Consider the following 14,620-nt stretch of genomic DNA (forward strand, 5'->3'; position numbering starts at 1 on the left):
CTATTTTACCGGGATAAGACCAAAATAGGAATTCCTTGTGTCAAGTACTAATTTATATCCAAGAAATAATTTGTTGCCCATCATACCACCAATGCCCATTTTCTTCATTTGCTCCGTTTGAGCACTGCTTACACCTTCCATATAGGTGACCGATTGAAGGGGAATCTGTTGTCCGTTTATTTCAATCAAAGCTGCTGTTGGCAAACTATTGGCAGTAAGCGTATTTCCCCAGGAATTTACATTGAACTGAACCGGATGGCTGCCTGGTTTTGCCAGTGATTCCGCTGTCGTTTTATCGGTCAGTAATTCAAACATACTGGATCCGGTATCAAAATACAATAGGGTTGAATGGCTCTGTATGGTAGCTGGGAGCAGGATCCGCTTCTGTGTGTAGATAAATTCAGTCTGCCTGAGATTTGATGGCTTATTGATTAAAGTGTCTGATAATGTCAGCGTTTTACCCGGGTAATCAATGATCGCTACCTGCCCGTCAATTAAATCTGCCCCAAATGTGCCAATTATAACTGGTTCGTTTTTGTTTGACCAGTTAATGGTGTCCTTGTCAAACTGTCGGACAGGAATATCGTTTTTTTGAATGGTTGTCTTTCCGGAAATGAAGGAGAGCTGATTGATTTTTTCAGTTGTTTCATTTAGTTGAATTGCTCGGGGAAACCTTGACTGAATCGCCAGTAATTTGTTTTTATAAAGCAGGGTGTAAGGAGAGCCCAGATCAAATTGCATATAAAATAGCCGGGTACAATTCTTCAGTTTGATTGGAATCAGCAGCGCAGCATGGGGCTCCCATCTGTTCTGAATACTGTCACCCTGCCATACTAAAGGAAGCGTGGTGGTTTTAACGGATCGAGACTGCGCGCTCAATTGGCCGGATCCTGCGAGCAGAATAAAAATCCAGGTCAATAAATACGGGCTAAAAATGTGATTTTTTGATTGCATCATCAGTAGTTTGTTCTGATGCAAAATTAGTTGAGGGCAGGGCTGGCTCAGACGTCAATCCCCCGACATTTACCCGACAATAGGCCGACATAAGCCCTTTAGTCGCCATAAATTGAAAAGGATAATCCCTGCATTTAAAGCGTAAAGGATAAAAAATGGCCCTAAATAATTGACAATTCCTGTTTTTTCGAAATAGACTGCCCGTATAAAATTATACCCCAGGGTTGCCAGTAAAATGAGCCAGAGAGAAATTTTCCAATACAGTTGAGTTCGGATCATAGTTCTTGCAAAATCAAGCAACACCGGATTTTGGGGCTTTGCTTTTTTAAGCAAATGAGAAGGAATCAGAAAATGAACAAACGGAACGATCAGATAACTGAAACAGGAGAGACAAATTAACTGGAGTGCATGTTTTTCCCTGCCTGGATCCAAAGGCTCGATGTTCTCACCTGAATAAGTAGCAGGGGGGCTGGTTGTGCCAATCAATTCCTCATAGCTGGTTTCCAATGCAATGGCCAGGGATTTGACGGTATAGGGCCGCGGCTTGTTTTCTCCATTTTCAATCCGCTGAATGGTTCGTACTGTAGTATTCGCCAGCTCAGCCAGCTCTTCCTGGGTGAGTCCTTTCGCTTTTCTTGCTGCAATTATTTTTTGGGAGAGTTCCAACTGCCTGATCTTTATGTAAAGATAAGTAAGGCGCGGATTGATAGCTTAATTTGTATCAGGAGGAACGGGAGTTAAATCTTTGGCATAAATTTTTACAACTTTCCCATTTTGAGAGAAGACAAGAAATGAGTTTTCTTTTTTCTTTTTGGCGATAAGTTTATTTAAAGCCAATCTATTGCCTTCTAATATTTTAGTTTTAATTTCTTTTGTTTTCATCTTGTGCTATATTCAGGATTTTCGTCCATTTATTTTTATTGTAGATAACTATTTCACTGTTAATTTTGCAGTTTAACTCTTTCAATTGCAAGTTCAGTAGTATCAAACCAAAAGAATATAAGGCAAATTGAATAATTTTTAAGTCTTGCTTTCTGACAAAGAAGTACAAAACTTTTTGTTGCCAAAATAGTTTCAAAAGCAAAATCTTAATTTAGTGAAATAAGTTCATCAATTCTCCTGAGCATAATTTTGCCCGCTTATATTGCTACTTTATCAGGTTGAAATGGTGAAAGAGCTCTGGCTATTTCATCTGCGTTTACAAATTGTTTTGCCAGCCCCATTACATCCAGCGATTATAAATAACGTAGGCAATTTTTTTTATGGTAATTTACCAATAATTAGTGATTCGGTTGTAGTATGGTTATGATCGCATTTGTACCAGCTGGATATTATTTCCACAGGTATCATTAAAAACCGCGATGCTCACCATTCCCATATCGGAGGGCGGTACACTGAATTCTACACCAAGATCTTGCAACCGTTCTACTTCTTTTAGGATATCATCTACAAGAAATTGAGTGTATGGAATGCCAGCTTTAAACAAGGCCTGTTGATAAGCTTTAGCCGGCTCGAAATGATTCGGAGAAGGCTCCAGCAATATTTCTGTTCCATCAGGCTCTTCTTTACTTACAATTGTTAACCACCTGTTTGATTCTGTAAGTGTAATGTCTATTTTCTTTATAAAACCCAGTTTTTCTGTATAAAACTGTAAAGCCTGCTGCTGGTTTTGAACCGGGATACTTAATACATGTACTTTCATTGCTTAATCTTGAAGAACAAAGTTTAGTATTCAGATATTTTTAGACTTTGTGAAAATTGCTATTTTTTGAAAAGCAGATGGTGAACATCCAAATCGGGCTTTGAAGAGCGTGCAAAAAGAGGCAGGACTCTCAAATCCGACCTCGTAGCAGGTTTCTGCTACAGCAGTTCCGGCTTTTAAAAGCTGTTTGGATCGCTCCAGTCTTTTTTCAGTCTGGTACTGTTTTGGTGTAATACCATAATATCGTTTAAACAGTCTCAGTAGATGAAATTTAGAACTAAGTTGAAGCGTAGAAAGTTGGTCCAGTTTTAATTCTTCATCAAAATGGTTGGTTATATAATTTCTGGCTTCTAGTACAGTTTGGATCTGACGTTCGTTGTTAAAGCAGCAATGTTTAATTCGGTTAATTTCATTTAAATAATGGCTCATAATCATCTGGTAATTTATCTATTTTCCAATTAATAGATGGTATTCCTGTGGTAAATTAATGCCTTTAAAATGATTTGTAAGTCCGTAAAATAGCAGCAGCGTAACGAAAATACCGGTTACCAAAATGATTATTGCCTGTTGCTCAGGAGTCAGATTACCAATCGAACGTTTCATTTTTTTGCTGTGAATGGATGCGATATGACCAAAGAAGGAAATGACAGCCAGTGCATAATAAGGAATGAAAAACAGGTTCACCGGAAAGCTGTTGATACCTGCTGCACCAAAATAGAAATTGGTATCGAGTTTCAGATATATTCGTCCAACTAAAATGGCACTAACATGGATGATCAGAAAAAAAGCAAGGTAGAGACCGCTTAGAATATGCAGTTTTTCAAAGAAGGACTGGTTCCTGATTTGATTTTTACGAAATAGGCTGATTCCCGAATAAATCTGGACGCCAACCCCTACTAATAAGAGCGATTCTATAACCGGATTTCGATAAATAATACGCAATGACCGCATGACTTCAATATGCATTTCAATACCAACAAGGCTGGTAAAATGATTGAATAAATGCACTGCAATAAAGAGTGTGAGAAATATTCCGGAAATAAAATGAACCTGTCTGGTTTTCATTCAAAAAACATTTATTCAAAATTCCGGTCTGTTGCGTTATGAAATCTTGATCTCAGGTAAGAAATTGTATTTATGCTTTAATCATGACGCTGCCTGAAACCAAATCATGAATAGCTCGCTTATGGGGATTGGTGTTGATTGTCAGAAATGAAATCCAGCTTCTTACCCAATCAGGTACAGTTTCAAATTTATCCAGCAGGTTGGCAAATGCAAACATTAATAGCAAAATAAATAAGGTGTCTATAAAGGTGGATTGAATCCGGTCCATTAAGAGCGGGTAGTTTTCTTTCATTCGAAATCCGGTTCTATCCTTACAAAATAGAAATAGTTTGTGTAAAACTGAAATAGTTGGAGATAATTTTAAATCCCATCCCCTTCCCGGAAAGACCATTCCACATGCTGATTTAAATCCTGGCGGATCAGCAGATTGAGCTGTCCCACATGATGCGCGGTATGTCGCATATTATACAGGAATATTTCCAGGAAGGGGTAGTCCATATCACCTGATTCGCTCCCCTCCGTAAAACGGGTATGAAGCCTCTCCTCAGTAATAGTTGAAATCAGTAGCCTGCATTTTGAACGGATCTCGTTTATGTAATTCAACAGTTCCGCTTTACTGTATATTTTATCCGGAATCAGATCATCAATTGACTCTGGTGGTCTTAGGTCTGTTGGTTGCTGCGTAAAAGAAAGCTGGGGTGAAAAGCCGGTTGGCGGGAAGCTGGAGTAATAATCCAAAAAGATTATACAGTGGTAAGCAATATAATAAGCACGCTTATGGGTGTCAAAATAATGATCAGGAATGGTTTGTATGCAAGTAGTCAGCATGTGAATTGCTGCACCAAATTGGTTCCAAAGTATTGACCGAAGTAAGCTTAATTCCATCGGCTTTAATCTTTGCTGCATTTAAAATTTACCCATAACTGGTTCAGGCTCTTCCATATAGTATGCGAGTAGGGCTGAGGGGATAGTTCGTAGAAAATGTAGGTGTTTTTTAGAGTAGCACAGGATTTGAGATGCACTTTTACATTCAGTATAATTAATTTCTCCGTCATATAATCCAACATTTTGACAGTACCCTCAAATGTATTTACATCTCCTTCTCCTTTGGTTGTTGGTTTGAAGGCAGTTTCAACGGGAATGATTTTTTCTTTGGGGATAGCCTGTCCGTTTATTTGAATCAAACCGGTGTAATAGGCTTTCAGGTTGGATTCTATGGTAGCGGCATCCATTATAATGTGCCCATCCAGGTACCATAAAAAAGCATAACTCCAATAATCAGCACTGGTGCTTATTCCCCAGCCCGGAGTAAATCGAATATCTTCCACACCTTTGTATTTGATTTGAGGGGCAAATCCTATAGGGATTAGAAATCGCTCAATAGTCCAATCTGTAGGAATCGGAAGGGTATAAGGTGCTTCCCAGTTATGGCCGTCAAATGCTTGATTTGTTTCCTGGCCGTAAATGGAAATAGAAGCAACGAGCAGGAAGATAAATGATAAATATTTCATGAATATTTTATTTAATGCGTCCACCTTCAAAATCTGTAGCCAAATATCTAGTATGATAATCTAAGGAGGGCCCATCCTAATGATCATAGCTGATTACCCTGGAAATTTTCCACTCCTTATTTTTATATAACCAGATATGGGTAAATCGAAAGGTTCCGTCCAATTGTTCTGTTTTGCCGGGTTGCGTATAATAGAATTTATGCAGACCAATTTCAATAGCGCCATAGTTAGCTATGGGATATACTTCCAAACTGCCTTCTACCAATTCTCTTCTTACTTTACCTTTATTAGTACACCGATATCTTATTGAGTTCAGGTTTTGCTCATAATTTGTAAGTCCGCCTGCATCGTGATAAAACTCCAGATCTTTGGTAAACAAAGCTTTTGATTTGGTAGTATCACAGGTATTAAAAGCATGAAAAAAAATACTATCCATTTGTTGAATTACCTGATACAAAGAATCTTTAGACGCTGAACTGGTTTTCTGTTGACTAAGTAGCGCATTCGAAATACTGAAGAAAAACAGAAATGAAAATAACTGTTTCATTAAAATCACCATTTAGTAAGTTTTTCCAGTTTCCCTTTGCGTTTTACGATGTTTTTATAGTCCCATTGAATATCTATTGATTTTTTCAGCCATCACTTCAGATTTTTCGGTTTTATTTCACTGACAGAAGTATAAAATATCGAGGCGTCCTTAAATTTCTCACCTCGTATTTTCAAATCTTCTTCTTCAAAATCGGCTCCACTCCAGAACATAAGCCGGATGCCTGCTTTCTGTTTGCTATATCCCACTATCGGATTGCCCTCCAGAAACCAGACAGGGTGAGCATGCCAAACTTTGTTTTCAGCATCTGAAAGTTCAGTTGTAATAATTCCATAGAGTTGCTCACAAATATTTTTATCATCCGGATTCAAACCGGTATGGTAGTTATTTATGTCTGAATGCATGTGTTATTTTTTAGTAAGTTCAGATAATGCCTGAGTTAGGTCTGCCGTTATAAAACAGATTTTAGCTCTATTTTTAATGCAAGATGGAGGCGACATTTTTAAAGGGTTGGATAAAAAATTTATAGCTAAATCCCTTACACAATCATCCACATGGATGGCTGCATGTGATGCAGAGGGTACATTAATAAACGTAGAATTCGATAAGGTTTTGGCAGCTAACTCTCCAAAAAGTGGCGGACAAACCGGGTCATATTGGCCTGATAATATTAGTACAGGCTTGTCACTTATTACAGGATCAAATCTTTCTCTGCCAGCACTATTCGGTTGCCAGGCATTACAAAGATCGGATTCGAAATCAATGTTGAATGGAGTAAAATCGGGGTATTCCTTTTGCAAGGCAGCTTTGGTATCCGATTCGTTTTTAGGCCGACCTTCATAACATAAAATTGCTTTGCTCTGGTAATCGGAGAATTTTCCATAAGCATGGGGATCACTGAATGCTACCACCCATTTCGAAAGAAATGCAGTATTCCCACTGGCAAGTTCTTTGATTGCTAACGGCACAAATGGAATTGCGGAGGGTTTTAACATCGCACTCCAGATACTCCAGGCAAAATCATTACCGGTAAATGGAAAGCCTGCTCCGCTATTGTTCATGGTAATAGGGAAAGGAGTTTTGTTCAGCGTTTCTACAGCTTTTCTGAAATCATTTCTAATAGTAGGAAAGTTTGCTTTTATAGCAGCGTTTTCCTCCAGGACCTTAAAACTTATGGCAAAAGGCCGAACAAAATCAGGCCAGGGTGCATTAGGTGGGTAGGGTGAATCCAGGATCATGGAATGGATTGGGTTGCCATGATTCCTTAGCAGATTCAGCGCAACGGTAGTTCCATGAGAAACACCGTATACATTCCATTCTTCAATCTGCAAACTGTTACGAATGCTCTCTGCATCTTCTGCTGATTGAAATGAACTGAAAGTGGAGATATCAATCCCGTTTAATTGGTGCTTTATTCTACATTTTTTAAATAAATCAATTTTATAAACTGCCATTTTTTCCGGAGAAAGATTTCTGCTTTCCATGAGCTTTATTGAATCTCCCAGATCCGGACATAAATTTGGTTCTGAAAACCCAGTGCCCCGATAATCAAAAAATACAAGGGATCGGGTCTGCCTGATTTGATTCCAGGTAGTTGATTTTATATATTTTGGTAAATTTCCCAGTGTAGCAATTCCTGGTCCGCCGTGCAGGTATAATAAAGGTATTTCTTTTGTTTCGCGAAGGGCTGATGCCATCACGACAGCCAACTGAAAATATCCGGCTGCTTTATTGGAAGCATTCCTTGGCACCGGAATTAAATAACAGGATACTTTGTTACTATCGGCCCAGGCTGTGTCTAATCCTATTTTTGTACAGGAACAGGCATACTTATTGGCCTGTGCATACGTGCTGAAACAGGCAGCCAGTAAGGCCGGAATTGTAATAAATTTCATGTCCCTGAATATAAGAACTTTAGCGGGTTTATGAATCAGTTAATCACTGCATTTATTTTCTCCCAAAGTGCATTATCAAAGCCAGATACAGCAAAATCCGGATTTGCTGCATCCGATGCCTCTCCCATTCGGATAACTACCATTTTTCTACCTGGAATCACATAAATACGCTGATCTTTTGCTCCCATGGCAGCATACATATCAACCGGTGCATTGGGAATCAATGTGCCCTGATAAACTGTCTGGTCATTAGGAAGCATGAATTTCGATTTTCCATTGAGCCACCATAAATAACCATAAGAGGGGTTGATCGCTTGTGAACTGGTGATGCTTTCCGTAAAGAACGCTTCATTTACAATCTGCTCATTATTCCACTTTCCTTTGTTTAGTGCCAATAACCCAAATCGGGCCATGCTGCGCGTACTGCTGTGGTAAATGGTAAAAATGGTGCCGAAGTTCCATCTGCCTTCCATCCCGATTTTATTCTTCAATTTGGCATTGAAATAGGTTTCAAAATTCTGGCCGGAGGCATCGGCTACCACATCCGTCAGCTTTTGAAATACATTACTATAGGCCCAGCGGGTTCCGGCATCTGCCACATAAGTGAGATTGGATTTAATAACCAATTGTTTGGTATCATCAATTCCGGATGACATCGATAATAAATGCTTTACCGTGATCAGGTTTTCTTTCTCCTGCGACATGCTTGTCCATCCGGTACCTAAATAATCCGAAGCTTTATTACTGATATTCAACAATCCGTCCTGTTGGGCGAGACCGGTTGCTGTTGCTACAAGTGTTTTTCCTGCGCTGTTCCATTCCCATTCTGTAGCAGCAGTATGCCCGTTAAAATACTCCTCCAGCACGATCCTGCCATTCACCAGAATCATAAAGGATTTGCTGTTTTTCGCTATCAGGAAATCTTTTAAAGGCTGCACGGCATTTTGTTTCCATCCCAAACTGGAAATGGATTGGGTTTCCCAGGTACTGCCCGAATTAGGCGGGAAATACATGGTGTCGGAAGGCGTTGATGGATCACCAGGTTCGTCTTTGCTGCAGGCGGAAACTGATACCAGTAATGCTAAAAGGTAGGCGAATGGTTTCATAAGTAGTTGGAAAATGATTGCGGGTTGGACGTCGATTTTTGCGGAAAGTTTAACGGGTTTTAAAAAAAAAGCGTAAACGTTCGCATTACAAAAATTGGTAACGTAAAAAAGAGAATCTTATTATCTTTTCTTCCAGGTATAAACGGAATAAAACAAGATCAATAGAATAATAGCCTGGAGTATCAATAGAATATTGCCAATCTGATTTAATTCCGGATCAGATGCTTCATCTGGCAAAGTAGTTGGCCCTGATTGAGATAATGGCGGATAAACTGTCCAACCGCTTGAGTTCGTTTGGGATACTGTTTTGATAAGAAATGTCAATGTCAATACAAGGGCTAGACCTGATATTAAAAGGATCCATCTTTCCAACTGTGATCTGTTTTTTGAGGTGGCAGTTTTTATCAGATAAATCAAAAAATTTATAAATAAATAAAGCGGCAATAATAAAGTCCATTGCTGGAAAATATAATAGCTCTCTTTTACATACAGATCAACTGTACTTATAGTGAAGTCTACTTTAAATAATAACAATGAAATTAACAATGTTATTACCAGGGAAATTATCAGCCATACTAACTCTTTTAAATATGAAAGGTATTTATAACGCATTGGGTGTTTATTTTTCATAGAAATTATATTCCTGTCGTTCCATTTTAATGTTCAATCGATCGATCATTTCCTTGGGGTTAATGTTGATTTTTTTATATTCCGCCTGCACTAGTTTTTTTGCTTTCTCTAAATAGCCCTGATTTTGCCAAACAGCAATTGTCATTAGGTGTAAATCTTCATTGATATCATGAAATGCAATTACATCATCCTTCATGAACCCAGGTAATGCTTTTATAAAATTCCTGTTATATGTCATTCTGTTACTAAATTCTGCTATTGCATTTTTGGGAACTATAAATTTGTCAACAAATATTACATTTGAAGTATTGTCACGCGAAAGGGTTGTTAAGTCAGCAGGTAATACTCCAACTTGTTGAAGAAAACCAAGTCTGTCTGTGTGGATTTGATGACTGATTATTTTCCCATCTTTGAATTCATACATGGCAACCCCATCATTGGAAATAGATTTATTGGTTGGGGCGATGTTCTGAATTATTTCTTTATGGGTGCCTTTTACTGTTTGTTTTACAAATACTTTGTTTCCCTCTGCAATTATATCGGTTAGTGACCACCTGGCATCCGGAAAAGCCTTTGTAATAGCCACAATACCCTTTTTAAATGCTTCAATACCTTGTTCTCCCTGGGGATTCCTGTAGTCTTCTGAGATGATACGGTAACACAATTCGAATTTTCTGCTATTCAGAATGTCTTCGTAAAGAAAGCGCGTTGCTTCTTTATTAAATTGTATAATGTCCTGCATTGGTATATTTTTTACTGAATGATGAATTTGCCAGGACAAATTTGGCACTGAATGAAATCGGATCATTGTAAAAAATCATTGATTTTACCAGTAGGCAGCTGAATTAAAAAAAACAGTTGGAGTTATGCCAGTAAATTGTTTAAAGTCTTTTATTAAGTGAGCAGGGTCGTAATATCCATTTTCAATGGAAATGTCAAGAAGAGAGGAGGGTGATTTTGCTTCAATTATTGCTTTCATTCTTACAATGGAGGAAAACTGCTTTGGCGATGCCCCTGTTATTTTTCTGAACCTTTTTTCAAATGCATCCTGACTAATAAATAAGCTATCTGAGAGTTTTTTGATTTTACCTATTCCCTTCGTCTGATATATTTTATCAATTGCTGCTAAAACTAGATTGTCTGGTTTATTATAGTCCAGTTTTGATATAAGAAACTTTTCAATAATGCTGATTTTTGACTGGTTGTTTCCGGATAATGCTAATTGGTCTCCAATTGAAGCAATTTCCGAGACGTGAAAAAAAGTATCCATCGAAATACTTTCTTCAAACAATTCCTGTAATGGTTGCTTTAGAAATCCAGGAACTCCTGTTTCTTTGAATAATACAATTAAAGCAGAAGTTTGAGGTGCATAGTGAATAAGTCGAATTGATTTTCTTAATCCGGATAAAGTTGATACAGGTAGATTATTAAGTTCAGTTCCATTTAGAAACGATATTTGTCCCTTAGTACGGAATGCTAAAGCAAATGAGGTGCCTGGTAAAACCCGGTTAACCATCTCTCCATGGCTTTCAATTATTCTATAAGCTTTTATATATGGCTTTAATAAAGAGGAGGGATGGTATTCTTCAATTTTCATTGGTGAATTCTTCTGGATTCATTTCTTTCTTTCCTGTACATTAAAAACAGTGCCCGCCGGATCCTGAATCCAATGCATATTAGAGGGAAGCTCCTCCAATTCATCACAGGTTTCCACTCCATTGGAGTTTAAATAGCTGGTGGCTTCTTCCATATCCGGTACAGTTAACTGCAGCCAGGTTTCGGAATGGGTGTAGTTGTCTACACAATCAAGCCAAATTATATTGTTGCCAAATTTAACCTCGTGTGTTCTGGAAACGGTAGGGTTTTCAATTGGTTTTTCTTCTACTTCCAGTTTCAATATATATCTGTAAAAAGCTACTGTTTTTTCGTATTTACTTTTGGGAATTTTTATAGCGATATTAATGCCTGCTTCAAATCGATTATTCATGTCTTTTTGTTGAAATTTATTTAAGCTTCCAATAATTATAAATCTGTTCAAGCCAGTCCTCCTTATTCGATAAGGGAAGATTCGGTAATATTCCGACGTCCTCAAATTGCAATAATCCAGGAGTGCGCATATCTGTCGGGTAAAATACAAATTCTCCTCCAGCAATTGCAATATGCTTCCCATAATTGCTTCCATAAGCTAACATGCCCTTGGTTTGCTGACCGGCAAGCACTACCCCTTTTAATTTGGATAGTCTGTTTGCTGTTATCTCTCCCTGACTAATAGTATTGGCATTAGTCAGTATCACCACATTTGATTTTTTACGGACCCGATTGACCCACTTAATATAGGGTTTCGACATGCCGGCTGAACCGCCGGTATTATTTCTTAGATCAAGGATAGTATAAGGCTGTACAGCTGTATTATTTACCAGCTGAATTAAGCTGTCCGATTGTTTGCGTAAGTTCCCATTGTTGGAGAAACTGCTTACTCGTACATACTGAACAGAAGGATAGGGTTCAGTTAATAAAAATGGTCGGGAAGTATCCGGAAGGTTTACAAAATCGACACCATCCGGATTTTTATTATAGACCCCATTATAATTACTCTGATAAAATTTTGAAAACAACAATTGCTGATCAGCAGATCGCTCAATTGGGTAATACAATAAATTATTTGTAAGGGGATGCAGGTACACCGCAGCAAACCGGTTCCTTCCCTTCTCTTTTAACCAGGCAATTTGCTGTCCGGGTTTTTTACCCGGAACCTTTGAGTCAAGTACAATACCCTGGTAATCCCGCTCACCCGTTTTTACCAATCCCATTTGGTAATCCTCACCATACTGGTATATTCCTTCTATCTCATCAGCTGACTTTTCAGATAGCACAACCTTTAATGAATCCAGGTTCCAGTTTACAACTGGCCATTCCGAATTATTCCCCCGCTGGTAAAAACCCAGGTGATTATCCCGAACGAATTCCAATAGTTTGGTTAATAAGATGAATCGTTGCCAGGAATGCAGGGTGTCTGTACGCACACTGAGTTCCTGTTTCTTTTGTTGGTATTTCTGTAACTGTTCACCTTTTACCTGCTCTTTGTATGATTTGGTTTTCTGAAGCAGTGAATCTATTGAATTCAATTCCTGTTGAAACCGACTGAACCCTTGCCCTATGGCCAACTGCTGAATTAAAAGCAAAAATCCTACTGTTCGTATGCGCATTCCCTAATATCAGAAAAAAACCGGAAAAATACCCTTGTCGACTTCCTTCACTTATGTTAACTTCCTATTCCTTAAAACCTTTCCTGAAAATGCTCTTCCCTGATACTCCTTTCCAGTCGGTAGCGCTGGCCCTATCCGGTGGCGGTTTTCGTGCAGCAGCTTATGGCCTGGGTGTCCTGTCCCTCCTCAACCGAATCAAACTGACAGATGAAAATGGCCAGGAAGAATCACTTTTGGAAAGAGTCCATTTTGTTTCCTCTGCCAGTGGAGGAACCATAACACTAAGTGTGTATGCTGCCTGTAAATCGGCAGGTAGGTCGTTTGATGAGTTCTATACGCATCTTTGCCCGAAGCTGGAAGGACAATCTCTGCTTAACAAGGTTTTTGATGTTCTGGAAAATGAGGAGTACTGGAAAGCCGGACCAACGGAAGGCAAATACAGAAATCCGATCAACGCATTCAGTCTGGTATATCATGAAACCCTGTTTGCCGGTATCCCAAATAAACTGGGTAATCTTCGCATACCCCAAGTGCCATCACACCTGAAAGAAGTTTGCTTCAATGCATCCGAATTCACCACCGGATTGTCTTTTCGTTTTCAATGTCACCAGGAACCGGAAAATCCTGCTGCAAGAGGGGGCGATTTTGGCAGCGATAGTGCCAGACCACGCAGCAATGAAGCATGGAAAACATTGGATGAACTTCGGCTTGCAGATATACTCGCCAGCTCTTCCTGTTTTCCAGGCGGATTTGAACCCATGCGCTATCCCAATGATTTTGCCAACCGGGAACTGAGCTGCGCCAATTTAGAGAACGCATTAGTTATTCAGCCAAATATCGGCAAACCTGTTAATACTCTGGCACTCATGGATGGAGGCATCTGCGATAACCAGGGACTCGATTCCCTGATGAACGCATTCAGAAGAGCACCCCTGCTGGGAAATCGCAGCAATCCCAAAGGGGATGCATTCGATCTCCTGCTCGTTTGCGATGTCGCCAGCCATTTTATGCACCCTACAGAATTCAATGAAACAAGCCTGCCAGAAAACATCCGCCAGAAAACACCCGATAACTTATGGAATAAACTTCACCAATGGTGGAACAGAATACCCCAAATCCTTTCTGTTGTATTGTTTGTGGGAGTCGCTCTGTTGCTATTTGTGATTGGGTATTCCATCGTTTATGGAATTCAACTGCCAACTATCATTCTTGGAGTTATCGCATTGCTACTATCAGTGCCAATTTTTGTTGCTCATCGCGCGCTGAAAAAAATTAAACAAAAACCCGGAAGTATCATTTCCATCCTCCATCAGCCCAACCTCGAAAATATCGTTCAACGGGTAGCGCCCAACGCAGGATTCTCTGCAGCTCTCGGAAACAAATTGTTGAATTATATGCGCAAGCGCCCCATCTCGGAATTGAGCCATTGGATCACAGACCGTGTCAGTTCCGGCAAAACACTGGTAGGTGATATTTTCCTCAAACAAATCCGGCGACAGATCTATTATAAGCTTTACGCAGATCCGCAAACCTTTTATCGCAGAGCCTATATTCCGATTTATTCCTTAAGCCGGACCAACAATGATGACAGAAAAAAACCGCCTTTTGATATTCAGGGAGATGAGCCTGATGAAAATTATGACATTCGGAAAAAACAATTTCACCAGCTACTTAGTCAATACTGTACATTTTCACCCGAAATGCAGAAAGTAGCTGACCTGGCCTATTCCATGGGTACCACCCTTTGGTTTTCACCCAAAGAAGAAGGAAACGATTATGCCACCAACAAACGAAAAGCCCTGATCGCATGCGGACAATTCACCACCACCTATGAGCTTTTTCAATATGCTTTATTACTTGAACAAAGCCGCCATTTTGATGAGCTTTCTGCTCATTATCAGAATGTCGTAATTCAGGTTGTTCAACAATTAAAAACCCATCTCGAAAAATTCCGTTCCGATCCTTACTGGCTGGTAAAAGAAATGGAAACAGTTTTGTAAAACC

19 protein-coding genes are annotated in these 14,620 nt (G+C 39.2%); 1 reads left to right on the forward strand and 18 read right to left on the reverse strand.

Annotated features, from left to right (window positions below; genetic code table 11):
- From B2746_RS14585 to B2746_RS14670, 18 genes are all read right to left on the reverse strand, one after another.
- On the reverse strand, nucleotides 1-957 hold the full coding sequence (locus B2746_RS14585; RefSeq protein ID WP_290795339.1) for a hypothetical protein: 957 nt from the start codon (nucleotides 955-957) through the stop codon (nucleotides 1-3).
- 66 nt (nucleotides 958-1,023) lie between these two features.
- Nucleotides 1,024-1,620: a helix-turn-helix domain-containing protein gene (locus B2746_RS14590; RefSeq protein WP_290795340.1), complete on the reverse strand. Its 597-nt coding sequence runs from the start codon at nucleotides 1,618-1,620 to the stop codon at nucleotides 1,024-1,026.
- A 45-nt stretch (nucleotides 1,621-1,665) separates the two neighbouring features.
- Complete coding sequence (locus tag B2746_RS14595) at nucleotides 1,666-1,836, reverse strand: hypothetical protein (protein WP_290795342.1); 171 nt, start codon at nucleotides 1,834-1,836, stop codon at nucleotides 1,666-1,668.
- Nucleotides 1,837-2,257: 421 nt separating this feature from the next.
- On the reverse strand, nucleotides 2,258-2,656 hold the full coding sequence (locus B2746_RS14600; protein ID WP_290795343.1) for a VOC family protein: 399 nt from the start codon (nucleotides 2,654-2,656) through the stop codon (nucleotides 2,258-2,260).
- 30 nt (nucleotides 2,657-2,686) lie between these two features.
- Nucleotides 2,687-3,085, reverse strand: a complete 399-nt coding sequence (locus B2746_RS14605; RefSeq protein ID WP_290795344.1) for a helix-turn-helix domain-containing protein — start codon at nucleotides 3,083-3,085, stop codon at nucleotides 2,687-2,689.
- 18 nt (nucleotides 3,086-3,103) lie between these two features.
- Entirely contained in the window at nucleotides 3,104-3,721 is a 618-nt protein-coding gene (locus B2746_RS14610; protein WP_290795345.1) for a hypothetical protein, read from the reverse strand.
- 70 nt (nucleotides 3,722-3,791) lie between these two features.
- Nucleotides 3,792-4,013 (reverse strand): hypothetical protein, encoded by a 222-nt coding sequence (locus B2746_RS14615; protein WP_290795347.1) that lies wholly within the window; start codon nucleotides 4,011-4,013, stop codon nucleotides 3,792-3,794.
- A gap of 68 nt (nucleotides 4,014-4,081) precedes the next feature.
- Entirely contained in the window at nucleotides 4,082-4,627 is a 546-nt protein-coding gene (locus B2746_RS14620; RefSeq protein ID WP_290795349.1) for a DinB family protein, read from the reverse strand.
- Entirely contained in the window at nucleotides 4,612-5,232 is a 621-nt protein-coding gene (locus B2746_RS14625) for a hypothetical protein (RefSeq protein WP_290795351.1), read from the reverse strand. The genes B2746_RS14620 and B2746_RS14625 overlap by 16 nt, the downstream gene beginning before the upstream one ends.
- A 76-nt stretch (nucleotides 5,233-5,308) precedes the next feature.
- Nucleotides 5,309-5,779 (reverse strand): nuclear transport factor 2 family protein, encoded by a 471-nt coding sequence (locus tag B2746_RS14630; RefSeq protein WP_290795353.1) that lies wholly within the window; start codon nucleotides 5,777-5,779, stop codon nucleotides 5,309-5,311.
- Nucleotides 5,780-5,871: 92 nt separating this feature from the next.
- Nucleotides 5,872-6,183, reverse strand: a complete 312-nt coding sequence (locus B2746_RS14635) for a DUF1801 domain-containing protein (RefSeq protein WP_290795355.1) — start codon at nucleotides 6,181-6,183, stop codon at nucleotides 5,872-5,874.
- Nucleotides 6,184-6,186: 3 nt separating this feature from the next.
- Nucleotides 6,187-7,674 (reverse strand): alpha/beta fold hydrolase, encoded by a 1,488-nt coding sequence (locus B2746_RS14640; protein ID WP_290795357.1) that lies wholly within the window; start codon nucleotides 7,672-7,674, stop codon nucleotides 6,187-6,189.
- A gap of 35 nt (nucleotides 7,675-7,709) precedes the next feature.
- Nucleotides 7,710-8,780, reverse strand: a complete 1,071-nt coding sequence (locus B2746_RS14645; RefSeq protein ID WP_290795358.1) for a serine hydrolase domain-containing protein — start codon at nucleotides 8,778-8,780, stop codon at nucleotides 7,710-7,712.
- A 120-nt stretch (nucleotides 8,781-8,900) separates the two neighbouring features.
- Complete coding sequence (locus tag B2746_RS14650; RefSeq protein WP_290795360.1) at nucleotides 8,901-9,410, reverse strand: hypothetical protein; 510 nt, start codon at nucleotides 9,408-9,410, stop codon at nucleotides 8,901-8,903.
- Nucleotides 9,400-10,152: an ester cyclase gene (locus tag B2746_RS14655; protein ID WP_290795362.1), complete on the reverse strand. Its 753-nt coding sequence runs from the start codon at nucleotides 10,150-10,152 to the stop codon at nucleotides 9,400-9,402. Before B2746_RS14655 ends, B2746_RS14650 begins: the two co-directional genes overlap by 11 nt.
- An 84-nt stretch (nucleotides 10,153-10,236) precedes the next feature.
- The gene (locus B2746_RS14660; protein WP_290795364.1) at nucleotides 10,237-11,007 is read right to left on the reverse strand and encodes a helix-turn-helix domain-containing protein; all 771 of its coding nucleotides are present in this window, start codon (nucleotides 11,005-11,007) and stop codon (nucleotides 10,237-10,239) included.
- 18 nt (nucleotides 11,008-11,025) lie between these two features.
- Nucleotides 11,026-11,397, reverse strand: coding sequence for a VOC family protein (locus B2746_RS14665; RefSeq protein WP_290795366.1), 372 nt, complete (start codon nucleotides 11,395-11,397; stop codon nucleotides 11,026-11,028).
- A 16-nt stretch (nucleotides 11,398-11,413) separates the two neighbouring features.
- Nucleotides 11,414-12,616, reverse strand: coding sequence for a S41 family peptidase (locus B2746_RS14670; RefSeq protein WP_290795369.1), 1,203 nt, complete (start codon nucleotides 12,614-12,616; stop codon nucleotides 11,414-11,416).
- Nucleotides 12,617-12,669: 53 nt separating this feature from the next.
- On the opposite strand from B2746_RS14670, the gene B2746_RS14675 reads away from it, so the two are divergent.
- Nucleotides 12,670-14,616 carry a patatin-like phospholipase family protein gene (locus tag B2746_RS14675; RefSeq protein ID WP_290795371.1) on the forward strand — a complete coding sequence of 649 codons (1,947 nt, stop codon included), beginning with the start codon at nucleotides 12,670-12,672 and terminating at the stop codon, nucleotides 14,614-14,616.
- Nucleotides 14,617-14,620: the final 4 nt, after the last annotated feature.

Origin of the sequence: Flavihumibacter sp. UBA7668 (assembly GCF_002483205.1) — a bacterium.
Lineage (GTDB): Bacteria > Bacteroidota > Bacteroidia > Chitinophagales > Chitinophagaceae > Flavihumibacter.

Coding starts and splice junctions, on each gene's coding strand:
- B2746_RS14640 (WP_290795357.1), bottom strand. CDS start 7,674: ATGAAATTTATTACAATTCCGGCCTTACTGGCTGCCTGTTTCAGCACG.
- B2746_RS14670 (WP_290795369.1), bottom strand. CDS start 12,616: ATGCGCATACGAACAGTAGGATTTTTGCTTTTAATTCAGCAGTTGGCC.
- B2746_RS14650 (WP_290795360.1), bottom strand. CDS start 9,410: ATGAAAAATAAACACCCAATGCGTTATAAATACCTTTCATATTTAAAA.
- B2746_RS14625 (WP_290795351.1), bottom strand. CDS start 5,232: ATGAAATATTTATCATTTATCTTCCTGCTCGTTGCTTCTATTTCCATT.
- B2746_RS14595 (WP_290795342.1), bottom strand. CDS start 1,836: ATGAAAACAAAAGAAATTAAAACTAAAATATTAGAAGGCAATAGATTG.
- B2746_RS14645 (WP_290795358.1), bottom strand. CDS start 8,780: ATGAAACCATTCGCCTACCTTTTAGCATTACTGGTATCAGTTTCCGCC.
- B2746_RS14630 (WP_290795353.1), bottom strand. CDS start 5,779: ATGAAACAGTTATTTTCATTTCTGTTTTTCTTCAGTATTTCGAATGCG.
- B2746_RS14675 (WP_290795371.1), top strand. CDS start 12,670: ATGTTAACTTCCTATTCCTTAAAACCTTTCCTGAAAATGCTCTTCCCT.
- B2746_RS14610 (WP_290795345.1), bottom strand. CDS start 3,721: ATGAAAACCAGACAGGTTCATTTTATTTCCGGAATATTTCTCACACTC.
- B2746_RS14655 (WP_290795362.1), bottom strand. CDS start 10,152: ATGCAGGACATTATACAATTTAATAAAGAAGCAACGCGCTTTCTTTAC.
- B2746_RS14585 (WP_290795339.1), bottom strand. CDS start 957: ATGATGCAATCAAAAAATCACATTTTTAGCCCGTATTTATTGACCTGG.
- B2746_RS14600 (WP_290795343.1), bottom strand. CDS start 2,656: ATGAAAGTACATGTATTAAGTATCCCGGTTCAAAACCAGCAGCAGGCT.
- B2746_RS14660 (WP_290795364.1), bottom strand. CDS start 11,007: ATGAAAATTGAAGAATACCATCCCTCCTCTTTATTAAAGCCATATATA.
- B2746_RS14635 (WP_290795355.1), bottom strand. CDS start 6,183: ATGCATTCAGACATAAATAACTACCATACCGGTTTGAATCCGGATGAT.
- B2746_RS14620 (WP_290795349.1), bottom strand. CDS start 4,627: ATGCAGCAAAGATTAAAGCCGATGGAATTAAGCTTACTTCGGTCAATA.
- B2746_RS14605 (WP_290795344.1), bottom strand. CDS start 3,085: ATGAGCCATTATTTAAATGAAATTAACCGAATTAAACATTGCTGCTTT.
- B2746_RS14615 (WP_290795347.1), bottom strand. CDS start 4,013: ATGAAAGAAAACTACCCGCTCTTAATGGACCGGATTCAATCCACCTTT.
- B2746_RS14665 (WP_290795366.1), bottom strand. CDS start 11,397: ATGAATAATCGATTTGAAGCAGGCATTAATATCGCTATAAAAATTCCC.